This window comes from Pannonibacter carbonis (assembly GCF_003012935.1).
GTDB classification, from domain to species: Bacteria; Pseudomonadota; Alphaproteobacteria; order Rhizobiales; family Stappiaceae; genus Pannonibacter; species Pannonibacter carbonis.
The window spans coordinates 34,727-49,480 of the sequence record NZ_PUDR01000011.1 but is presented as its reverse complement, the minus strand read 5'-3'; the positions used below and the strand labels follow the sequence as shown (position 1 = coordinate 49,480).

14 protein-coding genes are annotated in these 14,754 nt (G+C 66.9%); 7 read left to right on the top strand and 7 right to left on the bottom strand.

Annotated features, from left to right (window positions below; translation table 11 throughout):
- Positions 1 to 597: a hypothetical protein gene (locus tag C8348_RS15630; protein WP_106754301.1), complete on the top strand. Its 597-nt coding sequence runs from the start codon at positions 1 to 3 to the stop codon at positions 595 to 597.
- Positions 598 to 616: 19 nt separating this feature from the next.
- On the opposite strand, the gene C8348_RS15625 is transcribed toward C8348_RS15630, so the two are convergent.
- Entirely contained in the window at positions 617 to 1,528 is a 912-nt protein-coding gene (locus C8348_RS15625) for a metallophosphoesterase family protein (protein WP_106754413.1), read from the bottom strand.
- A 459-nt stretch (positions 1,529 to 1,987) separates the two neighbouring features.
- Here C8348_RS15625 and C8348_RS15620 point away from each other — a divergent pair, with 459 nt between their 5' ends.
- The gene (locus C8348_RS15620; protein WP_106754300.1) at positions 1,988 to 2,470 is read left to right on the top strand and encodes an NUDIX domain-containing protein; all 483 of its coding nucleotides are present in this window, start codon (positions 1,988 to 1,990) and stop codon (positions 2,468 to 2,470) included.
- Between the two features lie 220 nt (positions 2,471 to 2,690).
- Entirely contained in the window at positions 2,691 to 3,218 is a 528-nt protein-coding gene (locus C8348_RS15615; RefSeq protein ID WP_425270826.1) for a GNAT family N-acetyltransferase, read from the top strand.
- Here the strand turns inward: C8348_RS15615 and C8348_RS15610 are convergent.
- Genes C8348_RS15610 through C8348_RS15595 form a run of 4 tightly spaced genes read right to left on the bottom strand, consistent with a single transcriptional unit; the run spans position 3,215 to position 5,991 of the window.
- A complete protein-coding gene (locus tag C8348_RS15610; RefSeq protein ID WP_106754299.1) occupies positions 3,215 to 4,450 on the bottom strand; it encodes a CCA tRNA nucleotidyltransferase in 1,236 nt (411 codons plus the stop codon). The two genes, C8348_RS15615 and C8348_RS15610, sit on opposite strands and share 4 nt — an antisense overlap.
- Positions 4,443 to 4,703, bottom strand: coding sequence for a DUF6111 family protein (locus C8348_RS15605; protein WP_106754298.1), 261 nt, complete (start codon positions 4,701 to 4,703; stop codon positions 4,443 to 4,445). Before C8348_RS15605 ends, C8348_RS15610 begins: the two co-directional genes overlap by 8 nt.
- Entirely contained in the window at positions 4,703 to 5,341 is a 639-nt protein-coding gene (locus C8348_RS15600) for a CoA pyrophosphatase (RefSeq protein WP_244294032.1), read from the bottom strand. The genes C8348_RS15605 and C8348_RS15600 overlap by 1 nt, the downstream gene beginning before the upstream one ends.
- Positions 5,338 to 5,991 carry a DUF1285 domain-containing protein gene (locus C8348_RS15595; RefSeq protein ID WP_106754297.1) on the bottom strand — a complete coding sequence of 218 codons (654 nt, stop codon included), beginning with the start codon at positions 5,989 to 5,991 and terminating at the stop codon, positions 5,338 to 5,340. The genes C8348_RS15600 and C8348_RS15595 overlap by 4 nt, the downstream gene beginning before the upstream one ends.
- A 181-nt stretch (positions 5,992 to 6,172) precedes the next feature.
- Between C8348_RS15595 and C8348_RS15590 the strand changes: the two genes are divergently transcribed.
- The 4 genes from C8348_RS15590 to C8348_RS15575 all read left to right on the top strand — a co-directional run bounded on the left by C8348_RS15590 (position 6,173) and on the right by C8348_RS15575 (position 13,101).
- Entirely contained in the window at positions 6,173 to 7,186 is a 1,014-nt protein-coding gene (locus C8348_RS15590; protein ID WP_106754410.1) for an AAA family ATPase, read from the top strand.
- Between the two features lie 95 nt (positions 7,187 to 7,281).
- Positions 7,282 to 8,157: a DUF58 domain-containing protein gene (locus C8348_RS15585; RefSeq protein ID WP_106754409.1), complete on the top strand. Its 876-nt coding sequence runs from the start codon at positions 7,282 to 7,284 to the stop codon at positions 8,155 to 8,157.
- Positions 8,157 to 11,009 (top strand): DUF4159 domain-containing protein, encoded by a 2,853-nt coding sequence (locus C8348_RS15580; RefSeq protein WP_106754296.1) that lies wholly within the window; start codon positions 8,157 to 8,159, stop codon positions 11,007 to 11,009. Before C8348_RS15585 ends, C8348_RS15580 begins: the two co-directional genes overlap by 1 nt.
- A 13-nt stretch (positions 11,010 to 11,022) precedes the next feature.
- Entirely contained in the window at positions 11,023 to 13,101 is a 2,079-nt protein-coding gene (locus C8348_RS15575; protein WP_106754295.1) for a hypothetical protein, read from the top strand.
- Between the two features lie 6 nt (positions 13,102 to 13,107).
- On the opposite strand, the gene hemF is transcribed toward C8348_RS15575, so the two are convergent.
- Positions 13,108 to 14,043, bottom strand: a complete 936-nt coding sequence (gene hemF, locus C8348_RS15570; RefSeq protein ID WP_106754294.1) for an oxygen-dependent coproporphyrinogen oxidase — start codon at positions 14,041 to 14,043, stop codon at positions 13,108 to 13,110.
- A gap of 106 nt (positions 14,044 to 14,149) precedes the next feature.
- Positions 14,150 to 14,623, bottom strand: coding sequence for a tRNA (cytidine(34)-2'-O)-methyltransferase (locus tag C8348_RS15565; RefSeq protein WP_106754408.1), 474 nt, complete (start codon positions 14,621 to 14,623; stop codon positions 14,150 to 14,152).
- Positions 14,624 to 14,754 lie beyond the last annotated feature (131 nt).

Here is a 14,754-nt window from a genome sequence, read left to right as displayed (position 1 = left end):
ATGGCCAACGAACAGACCAGCGGTTCACCGACGAATGTCGTGCCCCACGCAAAGGTGCGAAACCTGCGCGATGCAATCCGCAAGGTCCGCCTTGGCGAGGCCGAGCGGGCCGATGTGGTGATCGAGCTGCAGGAGACCGAACGCACGCGGCTGGAGATGCTCGCCGACGAGCTGACCGATGTGTTCAAGGAAGTGCCCGAGAACGACGACCAGTTCTCGTTCCAGATCGTCCCGGGCACGACGCCGCGCCTGTGGATCGACATGACAAGCCACATTGCCGTGGCCGGAGACCGGCGCACCTACCGCTTCCTGAAGGACACAAGGCTTGGCCGTGTCGTGATCCTCGAAACCGCGGACATCGACGACATGGCCGACTGCGTCACGGAATATATCGCCGAGCGCATCATCGAGCGCGAGCGGGCCCTTGAGGGCGACTGGCTCGACAAGCGCATGAAGGCGGCCATCAACGGTCAGCCTGCCGCTGCGGCACGGGGTGGCGTGATCTGGGGTCCGGTGCTTGTCGCCTTTCTCGGCGGCATCCTTGCCGGCATGATCGGCCTCATCGCCTATGCCTGGTTCGCCAACCCGATGGGGTAAGGGCTGCCCATTCAAGAACCTATCCGGGGATGGTCAGGTTCAGCCGGTCGATGACCTCGATTCCGCCACCGGCCTCGACAAATCCGCGTTCTTCCATATGGCAGATCCATCCGGCGTTTCCGCGCGCAATGTCGAACAGGTTGTAGCGCGCGCCAGGCTTGCGCCCGCCCGGGCCCTGGCTGGCCGACGGTACGCCGATGACCGGGACCGGCCCGTTGGGCCCCTCGATCACCGTCCGGCTGTCAAGATGTGTGTGGCCATGCAGCACCAGTTCAGCGCCTGAGCGCTTGACGGCAGCACGCACGCGGGATGCGTCTTCCAGCCGCTTGTACCAGCTCGTCGCGCCTTTGAACGGCGGATGGTGGATCAGCACCACCCGAAACACCTGCTCCTTACCCAGCATATCCAGCATCTGCATCAACCGCCGCGTCTGGCGCACGCCGACCCGTCCGGAGGCAAAGCCGGGCGCGGTGGCCTTGGCCGTCGAGACCCCGATGATGGCAACCGGCCCGCGCCGCCTCAAATAGGGGAAGTGCGCTGCGCCATGCTGTGTCATGGCGCTGTCGTCGCCGGTCATGTAGGCGTGCCAGGCCTGCATCGCGCTGCGGAGTGCGCCGGGCACATAGGCATCGTGGTTGCCGGGCACCACGGACAACCGGTCCGGCGCCGCGACGGCGGTGAGCCAGTCGCGGGCCGCGCTGATTTCGGCCGGCAGGGCGATGTTGACGAGGTCGCCGGTCAGGGCGATGTGGTCGGGTTCGGCCGCTTCCATGTCGTCGAGCAGCCGGGCGAGCGTATCGCCGCCCATGGCGCGCAACCGGTTGCGGCGCCAGTTGACGAAGCCGAGCACGCGTTTGGAAGCGAGTTGCCAGAGGCTCGGGTCCGGCAGGGGGCCAAGATGCGGGTCGGAAAAATGCGCCAGTCGAAACATGGGCCGCATGTTCGCTGTCAGCACGCGCCGGTCAAGGAAAAAGCCCTGCCGCGTGCCCATAAAAAAACGCCCGGGGGAGGCCGGGCGTCTTTTTGTGTCGGTGCTTCGCAGCCTTAGTTGGCGCTGAAGGTCGACAGGGTGGCACGAATGCGCGGGTTGCTCAGGTCAATCTCCGGCTTCCATGCGAAGCGGCGAGTGCGGCGACGGCGCGTGAACAGAGCGGTGAACATTTTGAACTCTTTTGGTTTCCGGCGAGAGCCTTGCGCAGGGATTGTGCAAGTCGCTGCCCGCTTTTTGATCGGAATGCGCGATATATAACCTTTCTTCGCACGTGCACAATCCAGCTTTCCGGTAGGGCAGGGCTGCGTTTTCCGCATGGCCGGTTTCCGGCCGTTAGCAACTGGCCGGTTGCCGCTCCGCAAGGCTTGTCTCGCGGCTGGGTCTGCGCATAAGTGTCCCATGCATTCGCTTCTGTCGTTCCTTCCCGCCCGCCTGACCCGCCGCCTCATCCACGGCGCTGCGCTCCTGCGCCATGCGCATACGCTCGGGGTGCGTGTCCTGGTGCGCGATGCCTCCGGCTATGTCCTGCTCGTCCGTCACACCTATCTGCCCGGCTGGTACTTCCCCGGCGGCGGTGTGGATGTGGGCGAGACCTTGAGCGAGGCGGCGCGACGCGAGATCTTTGAGGAAACCGGCATCACGGCCCGCAGCGAGCCCGTCCTGCTCGGCCTCTACCACAACCGCGAAACCACCCGCCGCGATCACGTGGCGCTGTTCGAGATTGCGGAGTGGACCCCGCCGAACCGCAGCCCCGTCCCCAATGCCGAGATCGCCGAGGCCCGTTTCTTTTCCCCGCTCGCCTTGCCGGCGGACGTGACCAGCGCCACCCGGCGGCGCCTCGACGAGATTGCCGGGCATCTGGCGCCGAGCGCGATCTGGTGAGCCGGATGATTTTTTCGTGGACCTCGTCCGCCTGTGCGTGATAGTCGGATTTTTATGGCTTCGCTTCAGAAGCCAGCTGCAGGATATGCGATGACCGCGTGCCACGACCAACGACGACGACGTTGCCGGCGAGATCCGTTCTCGTCCGCCTTCGCACGTCTGGTTGCTGGCTGCTGAGCGGATCGCCCGCTTCGGCGGTTCCGGGCAACGGACGCGACTGATGTCCATATCTGCCCCGGATCCCATGATCATGAAAGCCGACACCTGGTTCATTCGCCTCGAGCACCCCTGCGACGAGGCCGCAGTTGATGCCCTGCAAGCCGCAGCCTTTGGCCCTGGCCGTTTTGCCCGCACTGCCTTCCGCATCCGCGAGGGCATCCCGCATGACGAGCGCCTCAGCTACGTCGGCCTGGCCGGCGATCAGGTCGCTGGTTCCGTCCGTCTGACGCGCATCCGCATCGGCGACACGCCGGCGATGCTGCTCGGGCCGCTGACTGTCGCGCCGGAGTACAAGAACCGGGGTCTTGGCAAGCTCCTGATGCGCACGGCGCTCGATGAGGCGCGGCGGCTCGGCGAGACTGCCGTGCTGCTGGTGGGTGATCCGCCCTATTACGGACCCTTCGGCTTCGATCCGGTGCCCTTTGGCCGCATTGTCATGCCCGGGCCGGTCGATCCGAACCGGTTGCTGGTCGCGATGCTGGACGGCTCGCCGATGCCGTCCGGTCTCGTTCGCGGCGGAGCGGCTTAAGCCCGCATCAGGGCAAGCAGGTCGGTGCGGCTGGCGGTGTAGTCACTGTCAGCCCAGGCCGTCCTGAGGCGCGCCAGCTCTGCCCCGAGCGCCGGGCCTTTTTCCAGCCCAAGCTCGATCAGGTCGCGTCCCGTTACCGGAAACACCGGCACCGTCCAGTCCGTCAGCAAGGCCCGCGAGGCGGCAAGCTGCCCTTCATCCTCGCCTCTGGCCCTCAGCATCGCGGCCGCCAGTGCCAGACCATCGGCCGCCGTCGCTACGCCCTCGTCGACAAGAAGCGCCTTGACGACGCGCTGCGCATCCGGGGCCGCCACGATGTGATCGGCTGCCTGTCTTGCGCCAACCATCCGCTCGCGTTCGGCATTGGACAGCCGCAGGCGCTCCGCCAGCCGTTCAAGGTCATCGGTCCCGAAACCGAACAGCGCAGCGAGGCAGACCGGCGCTGCGGCGGCCTCCGGCAGATCCGGCTGCAAGTGCTTCAGCGCCTCGAAATCGGCAAGCCGCGCAACCCCGCCGGTGACGATCTCCAGGATCCCGCTGTCCTCCATCAGATGGACGACGGGTGCGGCCCCCGCCGTCGTGACCAGCCGCTTCAGCTCTGTCCCGATCCGCTCGGCCGACAACTGGCGCAGACCATCGCGCAGGGCAATCGAGGCGCTGAGGCCCTCGGCGTCCAGATCCCCCCGGCCGTAGCTCGCATGCATGCGGAAAAAACGCAGGATGCGCAGATAGTCTTCCCGGATGCGCTGGCTGGCATCGCCAATGAAACGCACCCGGCGCGCAAGGCAATCGGCAAGCCCGCCCAAGGGGTCATGCAGCGTGCCATCGGCGGAGCAATAAAGCGCGTTCAGCGTGAAATCGCGCCGGGCCGCGTCATGCGTCCAGTCGCGCCCGAACCGCACCACCGCGTGGCGCCCGAAGGTCTCCACGTCCTCGCGCAAGGTGGTGATCTCGAAGGCCTCGCCCGAACTCACCACCGTCACCGTGCCGTGGTCGATGCCGGTCGGGATGGCCTTCAGCCCGGCTTTCTGCGCCCGTTGCATCACTTGCTGCGGCAGGGCCGTCGTGCACAGGTCGACATCCATGACCGGTTCGCCGATCAGGCTGTTGCGCACCGCCCCGCCGACCGCGCGCAATTCGTCGCCCTCACGCCCGATGGCGGCAAAGACGCGCTGCAGGGCAGGGGCCGTCAGCCAGGCGGCTGACGCCAGCGAGGGCAATGCGCTATTCATAGCGTCCGGGCACGAGCACGCCGTCGCGGAACTCGGCGGGCTTGTACTCCTTGTCCTGCGGCATCCGGTCAAAGCTTGCCATCAGCACGAAGCTGCCAACGCTGATCAACAGGCCGCTGAAAATGAGCCAGAACACCGGACCATTGCGCCAGTTGTCGGCGGTTTGTCCCTTGCGGGTGAACCACAGCCACATCGCATAGCCAATGAACGGCATCAGGAAGAACAAGAGCTGGGTGAGAACTACGCGCAGCATCAGCCATACACCGTTTCGTAAAGGGAGCGGACAATGCCCGCGGTCACGCCCCAGATGTATCTGGTTTCATAGGGCATTGCGTAGAAATAGCGCGCCTTCCCCTGCCAGTCCCGGCTTTGGCGCAAATGATTTGCCGGATCCATCAAGAAGCCGAGTGGCACCTCGAACACATCCGCCACCTCGCCGGGGTTCGGCGTCAAAACCGGATCGCCGCTGACGAAGCCGATGATCGGTGTCACCCGGTAGCCCGAGCCGGTGAGATAGGGGGCAAGCCGGGCGAAGGGCTCGACATGATCGCGGCTGAGGCCGATTTCCTCCTCGGCCTCGCGCAGGGCCGCCATTTCCGGCGTCCCGTCTTCCGGGTCGATCTTGCCGCCGGGAAACGCCACCTGGCCGGCATGGGCATTGAGATGGGCGGTGCGTTCGGTGAACAGCATGCTGGCCCGCCCCTGTCCCCGGTCAAGAATTGGGATCAGCACGGCCGCCTCGCGCGGCGCGCCGGTCCACTTGGCATAAGGCCCCATGTCCGGATTGAGAACATGGTCGCCCGTCACCAGGTCCGCCGGCACGGGCAGGCGGGCGCTGGCCCGGGTCCGGAATTCCGCAACGCCGAAGGGGGCAAGGTCGAGAACACTCACGCTGCAGTCTCCCCGGTCGTGTCTTCGCTCAGCACAGTCAGCGCCTCCGGTGGCAAGGCAAAGAAGGTTCCCTCACTCCATACGCCGGTTTGGCCATTTCGGACGTCGAAAAGCGCAGCCAGCTCGTAGAGCAGTGGCCTCGACAGCAGCGCCTCAAGCCGCCCGCGAATGAGCACATAGGGCTTCAGGCCTCCAGTCTCTGGCTCCACCACGAAGCGGAGGGGATGCTCCGGCCCCGCTGTCACCACATCGCCGACACTGGTGCGCAAAGTGAGTCGCTGCGCTGCACTCTCGCCCTCCGCGTGCAGTTCGACCGCCAGGAAAGGGGCGTCATCGACCCGGATGCGCACCTTTTCCACAGGGGTCACAAGATAGTGAGCGCCGTCCTCGTCGCGCCGCAGCACCGAGGCGAACAGGCGCACCAGGGCCTCCCGGCCGATGGGGGAGCCCATGTAGTGCCAGGTGCCGTCAACCGCGATGCGCATGTCGAGATCACCGCAGAATGGCGGGTTCCAGCGCTCCACCGGCGGCTTGCGGCCATTGCCGGCGCCGGCACGGGCCAGCAGCGCGGTCAGTCCTGCATCCAGTTGCGTCATCGTCTTGTCCCGTTGTGCCGCTGGCTTGTCGATCCTGAGCCGCGGCCGCGCCATTGTTCCGCCATGTCCCGGCGCTGTGATCTGTCCCGTCGGTCTGCCGCGTAGCCTCAGCATAGCCCTGCTTGCCAGAATTAGCGGCTTACGGGTGTAAAGATATGCTGTCAGAGTGGCAGGACCAATGGCCCGTTCGGCCAGTCCGTCCGGTGGTGATGCAGGCAAAGCGAAGAGGTCCGCGATGAGCGCAATCAGCCCCTCCCCAGAAACGGATCCCGCCGCGATCGTGGCCGAGGCCGAAAAGGCCGTTGCCCGGATCGGCGAGGCGAAAGCGGATATCGCCCGCGTCATCTTCGGTCAGGAAAGCGTCGTCGAGCGCGCTCTGGTGACCATCCTTGCCGGCGGCCACGGGCTCCTTGTCGGCGTTCCCGGCCTTGCCAAGACCAAGCTGGTCGACACGCTCGGCACGGTGCTTGGCCTCAACGCCCGCCGCGTCCAGTTCACCCCGGACCTGATGCCCTCCGACATTCTTGGCGCCGAAGTCATGGAACAGTCGGCCGATGGCGCCCGTGCCTTCCGCTTTATCGCCGGGCCCGTGTTCTGCCAGCTCCTGATGGCCGATGAAATCAACCGCGCCAGCCCGCGCACCCAGTCGGCCCTGCTGCAGGCGATGCAGGAATACCACGTCACCGTTGCCGGCCAGCCGCATGACCTGCCGCGCCCGTTCCACGTCCTGGCCACCCAGAACCCGCTGGAGCAGGAAGGCACCTATCCTCTGCCGGAAGCCCAGCTTGACCGTTTCCTGATGCAGATCGACGTGCATTACCCCTCGCTTGAGGCCGAACGGCGCATTCTTCTGGAAACCACCGGGGCGGGTGAAGCCAAGGCCAAGGGCGTCCTGAACGGCGAGGAACTCGCCGCGATCCAGACCCTCGTCCGCCGCATGCCGGTTGGCGAAAGCGTCGTCGAGGCGATCCTCACGCTCGTGCGGGCGGCCCGCCCGGCTGACGCCGGCGCCGGCGATGACCTGCAGCGCCTCATCGCCTGGGGCCCGGGCCCGCGCGCCAGCCAGGCCCTGATGCTGACGGTTCGTGCCCGCGCCCTGCTGGAAGGACGGCTTGCCCCGTCCATCGACGACGTCCTGGCGCTGGCAGAGCCCGTGCTGCAACACCGCATGGCCTTGACCTTCGCCGCACGTGCCGACGGTCACACCGTCCGGGACGTGATCGGCCGGCTGAAGTCCAGGATCGGCTGAGGCGGGAGAGCTGAATGGCGCGCGGCGCGGAGACAGCCACATCCAGGACCGAGCGGGACACCGCCGCAAGCCCCTCGCTTGCCGGCCCTGCCACCATGGGCGAGGCCCGCAGCCTTGCGGACGCCTTGCCGGATCTCCTTGTTGACGCGCGCCACATCGGCAACACCGTGTCCGCCGGCTGGCATGGACGCCGCCGCTCCGGCCCCGGTGAGACGTTCTGGCAGTTCCGCCCCTTCACCATGGGTGAGCCGGCGCGCCGCATCGACTGGCGCCGGTCGGCCCGCGATGACCATCTCTACGTCCGCGAACGGGAATGGGAGGCGGCGCATACACTTTGGCTTTGGGCCGACCTGTCCTCGTCCATGGCCTTCCGCTCCAGTCTCAGTGCCGTGTCAAAGCGCGACCGGGCGGTTGTCCTGATGCTTGCGCTGGCCGATATGCTGGCCGGCAGCGGCGAGCGCATCGGCCTGCCGGGCGTGACCCGTCCGCTGGCAGACCGCAATGCGGCCGAGCGGCTGGCCGATGCGCTGGTGCATCTGGCAAAGCCTGCCGCCTTGCCCGACGCCACCGGCATTCGGCGCTTTTCGGACGTGGTGCTGATCGCCGATTTCCTCGACCCGATCGCTGACATTGCCGAGTGGGTCAACCGGGTGGCCGGAACCGGGGCACGCGGCGCGCTTGTCCAGGTGCTGGACCCGATCGAGGAAACGTTCCCCTTCGATGGCCGGGTCGAGTTCCGCGATCCCGAGAGCGGCCTCAAGCTGACGACGGGACGCGCCGAGGGCTGGCGTGCGGCCTATCAGGCGCGCCTTGCCGAGCGCAAGGATGCCCTGCGCCAGATCGCCACCCGCGCCGGCTGGAGCTACATCCTGCACCACACCGATCGCTCGGCTACCGAGCCTCTGCTGGCGCTGCACGAGCGCCTCAGCGGCCATTCGGATGCCCTTGCGGCCAAGGGAGGGCGACTGTGATGTTTGGCCTGCCGCTCGCCTTCGCCACGCCGCTTGTTCTGGGTGCCCTCGTCCTGCTGCCGGTAATCTGGTGGCTGCTGCGTTTCACTCCACCGCGCCCGCGCGAGGTGACCTTTCCGCCAACCCGGCTGCTGATCGACATCGAGAAGCGCGAGGAAACGCCGCAGAAGAGCCCGTGGTGGCTCACCTTGCTGCGCCTGCTCATCGCTGCGCTGCTGATCCTGGCGCTCGCCGGGCCGATGTGGCGCCCTGCCGACCGCATCGCGTTCGGCGATGGCCCGGTGCTCATTCTTCTCGACAACGGCTGGACCTCGGCAGCGGACTGGGAGCGCCAGTTGACCGCCGCCCGGAGTGTCTTGGAACTGGCCGAGACTGCCGCGGTGCCGGTGATCCTCGCTGCCACGGCAGATGGTCCTGCCCAGCCATTGACCCCGACATCCGCCACTTTGGCCGCTGAACGGTTGCGCGCCATGGCACCGCTGCCCTGGGACCGGCAGCGCGCCGAATTGGTGACCGCCCTGCGCAAGGCCATGGCCGAAACACCGCCCGGCCATATCGTGTGGATCTCCGACGGGTTGGAGGATCCATCTGCCGGGGCCTTCCAGCGCGACCTGGCCGTCCTGGCCGGTGCCAAGCCGCTGACGCTCTACACCGGTGCGCGCACGCCGCAGGGCATCGCCGCGTTGTCCAGCACGGCCGATGCCCTGACCGCAACCTTGATCCGCATGCCTGGCGCCGCCGCCGCCGATGTCAAGCTCAGGGCACTGGACCCCAAGGGTCTCGTCCTCGGCGAGGCTATTGCCCGGTTCGAGGCAGATGCTGCCGAGGCCTCTGCGAGTTTCACCCTGCCCAGCGAACTGCGCAATGACATTGCCCGTCTCGAGATCGACGGGGAGCGGGCGGCCGGAGCCGTCAAGCTGATTGACGACAGCTGGCGCCGGCGCACGGTCGGCTTGATCTCCGGCGCTGGGGCCGATCAAGCCCAGCCTCTTCTTTCGCCGCTGTATTATCTCCAGCGGGCGCTGGCGCCCTTTGCGGATCTGCGCTTGCCGCGCTCCACCGATCTGGGAGCGGCAATCCCGGAGCTGCTGGAGCAGGGCGTCTCTGTCGTCATGCTGGCCGATGTCGGCCGTCTGCCGGATCCGGCGGTCGAGGCACTGGACCGCTGGGTGCGCGGTGGCGGGTTGCTGGTCCGCTTTGCCGGGCCGCGCACGGCGGGCAGTACGGATGATCTTCTGCCGGTTGCCCTGCGCGCCGGCGGCCGCACGCTTGGCGGCAGCCTGTCCTGGGAGCAGCCGCAGAAACTGGCGCCGTTCCCCGCAGCTTCGCCCTTTGCCGGCCTGGCTGTTCCAGATGAGGTGCTGGTGTCGCGTCAGGTGCTGGCCGAGCCGACGGCCGATCTGCCCGAGCGCAGCTGGGCCATGCTGACGGATGGCACGCCGCTCGTCACCGCAGGCCGGCGCGGGGAGGGTGCCATCGTCCTGTTCCATGTGACAGCGGACAGTGCCTGGTCCAATCTGCCGCTCTCCGGCACCTATGTCGACATGCTGCGCCGCATCGTGGCCTCTGCCAGCGCCGTGGCCGCTGCGCCTGATGCCGGCGAAGCTCTGCCGGCTGGTACAGCAGCGGAAACCGAGGTGCGCTCCGTTCTGCCGCCGCTGCGGCTGCTCGATGGGTTCGGTGCCTTCGTCCCGCCGCGCGGGGACGTCACCTCCATTCCTGCGGCGGGATTTGCAGCAGCCCGCGCCAGCCGCGACACGCCGCCCGGCCTTTATGGCACCGAAGATGGCTACCGCGCCCTCAACCTCCTTTCGGGTGGGGAGCGCCTCATGCCCCTCGACACCAGCGCCTTCGGTTCCAACCTTGATGTCCGGCCCTATCTCGATGCCGAGCCGGTTGATATGCGCGCCGGTCTGTTCTCGGCAGCCTTCCTGTTGCTGGCGCTGGATGCGCTCATCGTTCTCCTGATGGCCGGGATGCTCAGCCGCCTGCGGCTGGCCCGTATGGCATCCGCTGTGGTCTGCACGCTGGCGATTGGCGGCACTGCAGCAATCCTGATGACACCGTCAGGACCGGCCCGGGCGCAGGCGACCTCGTCCGAGGACCTGAAGGCGCTTGAGGCAACGACCGAGACCAGGCTGGCCTATGTCATCACCGGCAATCCGGAGATCGACGAAGCCAGCCGTGCCGGTCTTGACGGCCTGTCGCGTTACCTTGCCGCCCGGACGGCGCTGGAGCCGGGTGCTCCTATCGGGCTCGACATTTCCAGCGATGAACTGGCCTTTTTCGCTTTGCTCTATTGGCCCATCGACCCGGCGAGCCCCAAGCCGGATGCGCGTACCATGGGACGCATCGATGGCTTCATGCGCGGTGGCGGCACCATCCTCTTCGACACCCGCGACCATATCACCACCTCGGCCACCGGCCTGTCCGGCATGCCGGCGACGCTGAAGCTGCGCGAGATCCTTGAAGGCCTTGATGTCCCGGCGCTGGAGCCGGTGCCTGATGATCACGTCCTGACCAAGGCCTTCTTTCTGCTCGACAGTTTCCCTGGCCGCTTTGCCACCAGTCCGCTCTGGGTCGAGGCCACGGAGGCCGGTCCGCTGGACAGCGAGCGCCCCGTCCGTTCCGGTGACGGGGTGACGCCGATCCTCATCACCGGCAATGATCTTGCCGCGGCCTGGGCGGTGGATACCGGTGGCAACCCGCTCTACCCGACCGTTCCCGATGATCCGGGCCAGCGCGAATATGCCTATCGTGCCGGGGTCAACATCGTGATGTACAGCCTGACCGGCAACTACAAGGCCGATCAGGTCCACGTGCCGGCCCTGCTCGAACGGCTTGGCCAGTGAGGGAGACACGGCAATGATCTGGTCTGTCTCCTTTGATCCCTTCGTCCCCGTCTGGGGCCTGCTGGCGGGCGCGGCTCTCATTGCGCTGTTCCTCGCGGTCGCGCTGTTTCTGCGCCTGCGCGGCGGCCTCCTGCGCACATTTGCCTTGGCTCTCCTCCTCTTGGCGCTCGCCAATCCGGCTCTTGAGCGCGAGGACCGGGAGCCGCTCTCCAGCGTTGTTGCGGTCGTTGTCGACCGGAGCCAGAGCCAGATGCTGGACGGCCGCGATGCGGCGACGTCTGCCGCCCTGTCCGAACTGGAGACCCGCATTGCCGCTTTGCCGGGGTTTGAGCTGCGCCGCATCGAGGCCAGCCCCTCGCTGAGCGATGACGGCACCGCCCTGTTCGGCGCGCTGGCCGATGGCCTTGCCGATGTGCCGCCGGAACGGGTCGGCGGCGCGATCCTCCTGACAGACGGTCAGGTCCACGACATTCCAGCCTCCAGTTCGGCTCTGGGCTTCAACGCGCCGCTGCATGCTCTCGTGACCGGGAGGCCGGACGAAAGCGACCGGCGTCTGTCGCTGGTGCGTGCGCCGCGTTTCGGACTGGTCGGCTCGGAGCAACTGGTCACCCTGAACCTGGAGGATGGCGGCAACCTGCCCGGTGCGGATGGCAGTCCGGCGACCATCCGTGTCCGGCGTGACGGTGAACTCGTCAATGAGTTCCGCCTTCGTCCGGGATCCCGCCTGGAAGTGCCGGTCGAGATCGGCCACGGCGGCCAGAACATCTTCGAGTTCGAGGCGGCAACCCTTCCCGGTGAACTGACTGCGCTCAACAATCGTGTTGTCGTCACCATTGATGGCATCCGCGAGAACCTGCGGGTTCTTCTGGTCTCCGGCTCCCCCCATGCGGGCGAGCGCACCTGGCGCAATCTGCTGAAGTCGGATGCCTCGGTCGATCTGGTGCATTTCACCATCCTGCGCCCGCCGGAAAAGCAGGACGGCACCCCGGTCAACCAGTTGTCCCTGATCGCCTTCCCGACGCGCGAGCTGTTCTCGGAAAAGATCGACCAGTTCGACCTCATCATCTTCGACCGCTATGTGAACCGCGGCGTCTTGCCGATGCTGTATTTCGACAATATCGCCCGCTATGTGCGGGCCGGCGGGGCGCTGCTCATCGCCGGCGGGCCGGATTATGCGCAAGGCTCGACGATCTACCAGACACCCATGGCGCCGGTCCTGCCGGCGCGCCCGACCGGCAACGTCATTGAAATGCCCTACCATGCCCGCGTCTCCGACATCGGCAACCGGCATCCGGTCACGCGCGGTCTGCCGGGCGCCCGGTCTGAACCGCCCCAGTGGAGCCGCTGGTTCCGCGCGGTGGAAGCCGAGGTCGATGCGGGTCAGTCGCTGATGTCCGGCCCCTCAGACACGCCGCTTCTTGTGCTCAACCGCGAGGAAGCCGGCCGCGTCGCTGTGCTGCTGTCCGATCATGTCTGGCTCTGGGCGCGCGGCTATGAGGGCGGCGGCCCGCATGTGCCCCTGCTGCGCCGTCTCGGCCACTGGCTGATGCAGGAACCGGATCTGGAGGAGGAAGCGCTCAGGATCAGCCTGCGCGGGTCCGAGCTCATCCTTGAGCGCCAGACCCTGGGCGACACGGCGGCCGATGTCACGCTCACCCTGCCCACGGGCGGCACTCGGGTGCTGACCTTGAGCGAAGCGGAACCCGGCCTGTGGCGCGCCAGCCAGGCGGCAACCGAACTCGGGCTCTACTCGGCCACGGATGGCCAGCGCACGGCCCTCATCCATGTCGGGCCGCAGAACCCGCGCGAGTTCTCCGACGTGCTCTCCACGACGGAAAAGCTTGGGCCCCTGTCCGCCCAGACCGGAGGCGCAGCGCTGCGCATTGCCGACATCGGCGGCGGCCAGTCGATCCCGCGCATCGTGCCGTTGAAGCGGGCCGATGACTATGCCGGGTCCGGCTGGATCGGGCTCAAGACGACGGACGCCAGCGTGCTGAAGGGCATTGACCGGATCCCGCTTCTCTCCGGTCTCCTTGGCCTTGCCCTTCTGCTTGGCGCCCTGTCCGTTACCTGGTTCCGCGAGGGGCGTTAGCCCCTCTCAGGGCCACTTCACCACAGGCGGCATGGACGACAGGATCGAGGCGACATTGCCGCCGGTCTTCAGGCCGAAGATCGTGCCCCGGTCGTAGAGCAGGTTGTACTCCACATAGCGTCCGCGCCGGATCAGCTGTTCCTCGCGCTCGGCCTCGCTCCACGGCTTCTCGAAATTCGCCTCGACCAGCTTGGGGTAGATGTCGAGAAACGCCAGCCCGACATCGCGCGTCAGGGCGAAGTCCGCGTCCCAGTCGCCGGAATTGACGTAGTCGTAGAAAATGCCGCCGATGCCGCGCGGCTCGTTGCGGTGCTTCAGGAAGAAATAGTCGTCGCACCAGGCCTTGAAGGCGGGATAGTCCGCATTCTTGTGTGGCGCGCAGGCGTTTTCCATCGCCTTGTGAAAGGCCATGCTGTCCGGGTCGGTCTGGGTGCGGCGCGCGTCCAGCACCGGGGTCAGGTCGGCGCCGCCGCCAAACCACTGCCGCGTCGTCACGACCATGCGCGTGTTCATGTGCACGGCCGGCACATGCGGGTTCTGCGGATGCGCGATCAGGCTGATGCCGGAGGCCCAGAAGCGCGGGTCTTCCGACGCCCCGGGGATCTGGCCCCGAAACTCGGGCGAGAACTCGCCGTAGACGGTGGAGACATGCACGCCCACCTTCTCGAACACGCGGCCATGCATCATCGACATGACACCGCCGCCGCCCTTGGCGCCGCTCGCATCCGTGCGCTCCCAGGGCGTGCGCTCGAACCGGCCGGCCGGCCGGTCCGCCAGCGGGCCGTTAAGCGCGCCGATCTTGTTCTCCAGCGCTTCGAACGACGCGCAGATCCGGTCGCGCAATTCGGCAAACCAGGCGGGCGCGGCGAGTTTCTTGGCCTCGATATCCGCCGGCACAGGGCCGCCACGCTCTTGTCCGGTCTGCGGGGTCTTATCGCTCATGGGCTGTCGCATCCTTTGGTGACCGGGCCCGGCCCGGCGTTCTCCTGCCGCCGTTCTAGCGGCCTGAGGCCTCTCTTGCAAAGCGCAGCAATGCCGCGCCTCGCCTTCAAACGCGCGCGAGCGGCGGAAAGTTCCCGGTCTGCCGCAACGCTTCGCCCAGAACCATGCCGGCGGACACGGCAACATTAAGCGACCGCATGCCCTCCGCCATCGGAATGACGATCCGCGCATCGGCCACCGCATGCACTGCGTCGGGGACCCCGGCCGACTCCCGCCCCATCATCACCAGATCCCCGGCCGCGAAGGTATGTCCGGTGTAGGCCACACTCCCCCGCGTGGTCATCAGCACCAGCCGCCGCCCTTGTGCGCGCCGCCAGTCTTCAAAAGCTTCAAAGGTCACATGCCGGATCAGCGCCGCGCGCTCCAGATAGTCCATACCCGCCCGCTTCAGCGCATGATCCGACAGCGGAAACCCCGCCGGCTCGATCAGATGCACTTTCACATTCAGGCAAGCCGCCATGCGCAGCATTGTGCCTGTGTTCTGGGGAATATCCGGTTGATAGAGAACGAGATCGGGCATGGACAGCGACAGGGCCTTTGTCAGGAAAATCAGGGCACTATACGAACTCACCGGCAAACTGCCACCTCTCGGCCGTCATCCCGGCCCAGCTGAGCGAAAGCGAAGCGCCGAGCGGGGACCGGAGAGCCACG

What these genes read in the sequence shown, in the direction of transcription:
- C8348_RS15615 (WP_425270826.1), top strand. Translation starts at nt 2,691, where the DNA reads ATGTCCATATCTGCCCCGGATCCCATGATCATGAAAGCCGACACCTGG.
- C8348_RS15625 (WP_106754413.1), bottom strand. Translation starts at nt 1,528, where the DNA reads ATGTTTCGACTGGCGCATTTTTCCGACCCGCATCTTGGCCCCCTGCCG.
- C8348_RS15610 (WP_106754299.1), bottom strand. Translation starts at nt 4,450, where the DNA reads ATGAATAGCGCATTGCCCTCGCTGGCGTCAGCCGCCTGGCTGACGGCC.
- C8348_RS15565 (WP_106754408.1), bottom strand. Translation starts at nt 14,623, where the DNA reads ATGCCCGATCTCGTTCTCTATCAACCGGATATTCCCCAGAACACAGGC.
- C8348_RS15580 (WP_106754296.1), top strand. Translation starts at nt 8,157, where the DNA reads ATGTTTGGCCTGCCGCTCGCCTTCGCCACGCCGCTTGTTCTGGGTGCC.
- hemF (WP_106754294.1), bottom strand. Translation starts at nt 14,043, where the DNA reads ATGAGCGATAAGACCCCGCAGACCGGACAAGAGCGTGGCGGCCCTGTG.
- C8348_RS15585 (WP_106754409.1), top strand. Translation starts at nt 7,282, where the DNA reads ATGGGCGAGGCCCGCAGCCTTGCGGACGCCTTGCCGGATCTCCTTGTT.
- C8348_RS15595 (WP_106754297.1), bottom strand. Translation starts at nt 5,991, where the DNA reads ATGGCGCGGCCGCGGCTCAGGATCGACAAGCCAGCGGCACAACGGGAC.
- C8348_RS15620 (WP_106754300.1), top strand. Translation starts at nt 1,988, where the DNA reads ATGCATTCGCTTCTGTCGTTCCTTCCCGCCCGCCTGACCCGCCGCCTC.
- C8348_RS15630 (WP_106754301.1), top strand. Translation starts at nt 1, where the DNA reads ATGGCCAACGAACAGACCAGCGGTTCACCGACGAATGTCGTGCCCCAC.
- C8348_RS15590 (WP_106754410.1), top strand. Translation starts at nt 6,173, where the DNA reads ATGAGCGCAATCAGCCCCTCCCCAGAAACGGATCCCGCCGCGATCGTG.
- C8348_RS15575 (WP_106754295.1), top strand. Translation starts at nt 11,023, where the DNA reads ATGATCTGGTCTGTCTCCTTTGATCCCTTCGTCCCCGTCTGGGGCCTG.
- C8348_RS15605 (WP_106754298.1), bottom strand. Translation starts at nt 4,703, where the DNA reads ATGCTGCGCGTAGTTCTCACCCAGCTCTTGTTCTTCCTGATGCCGTTC.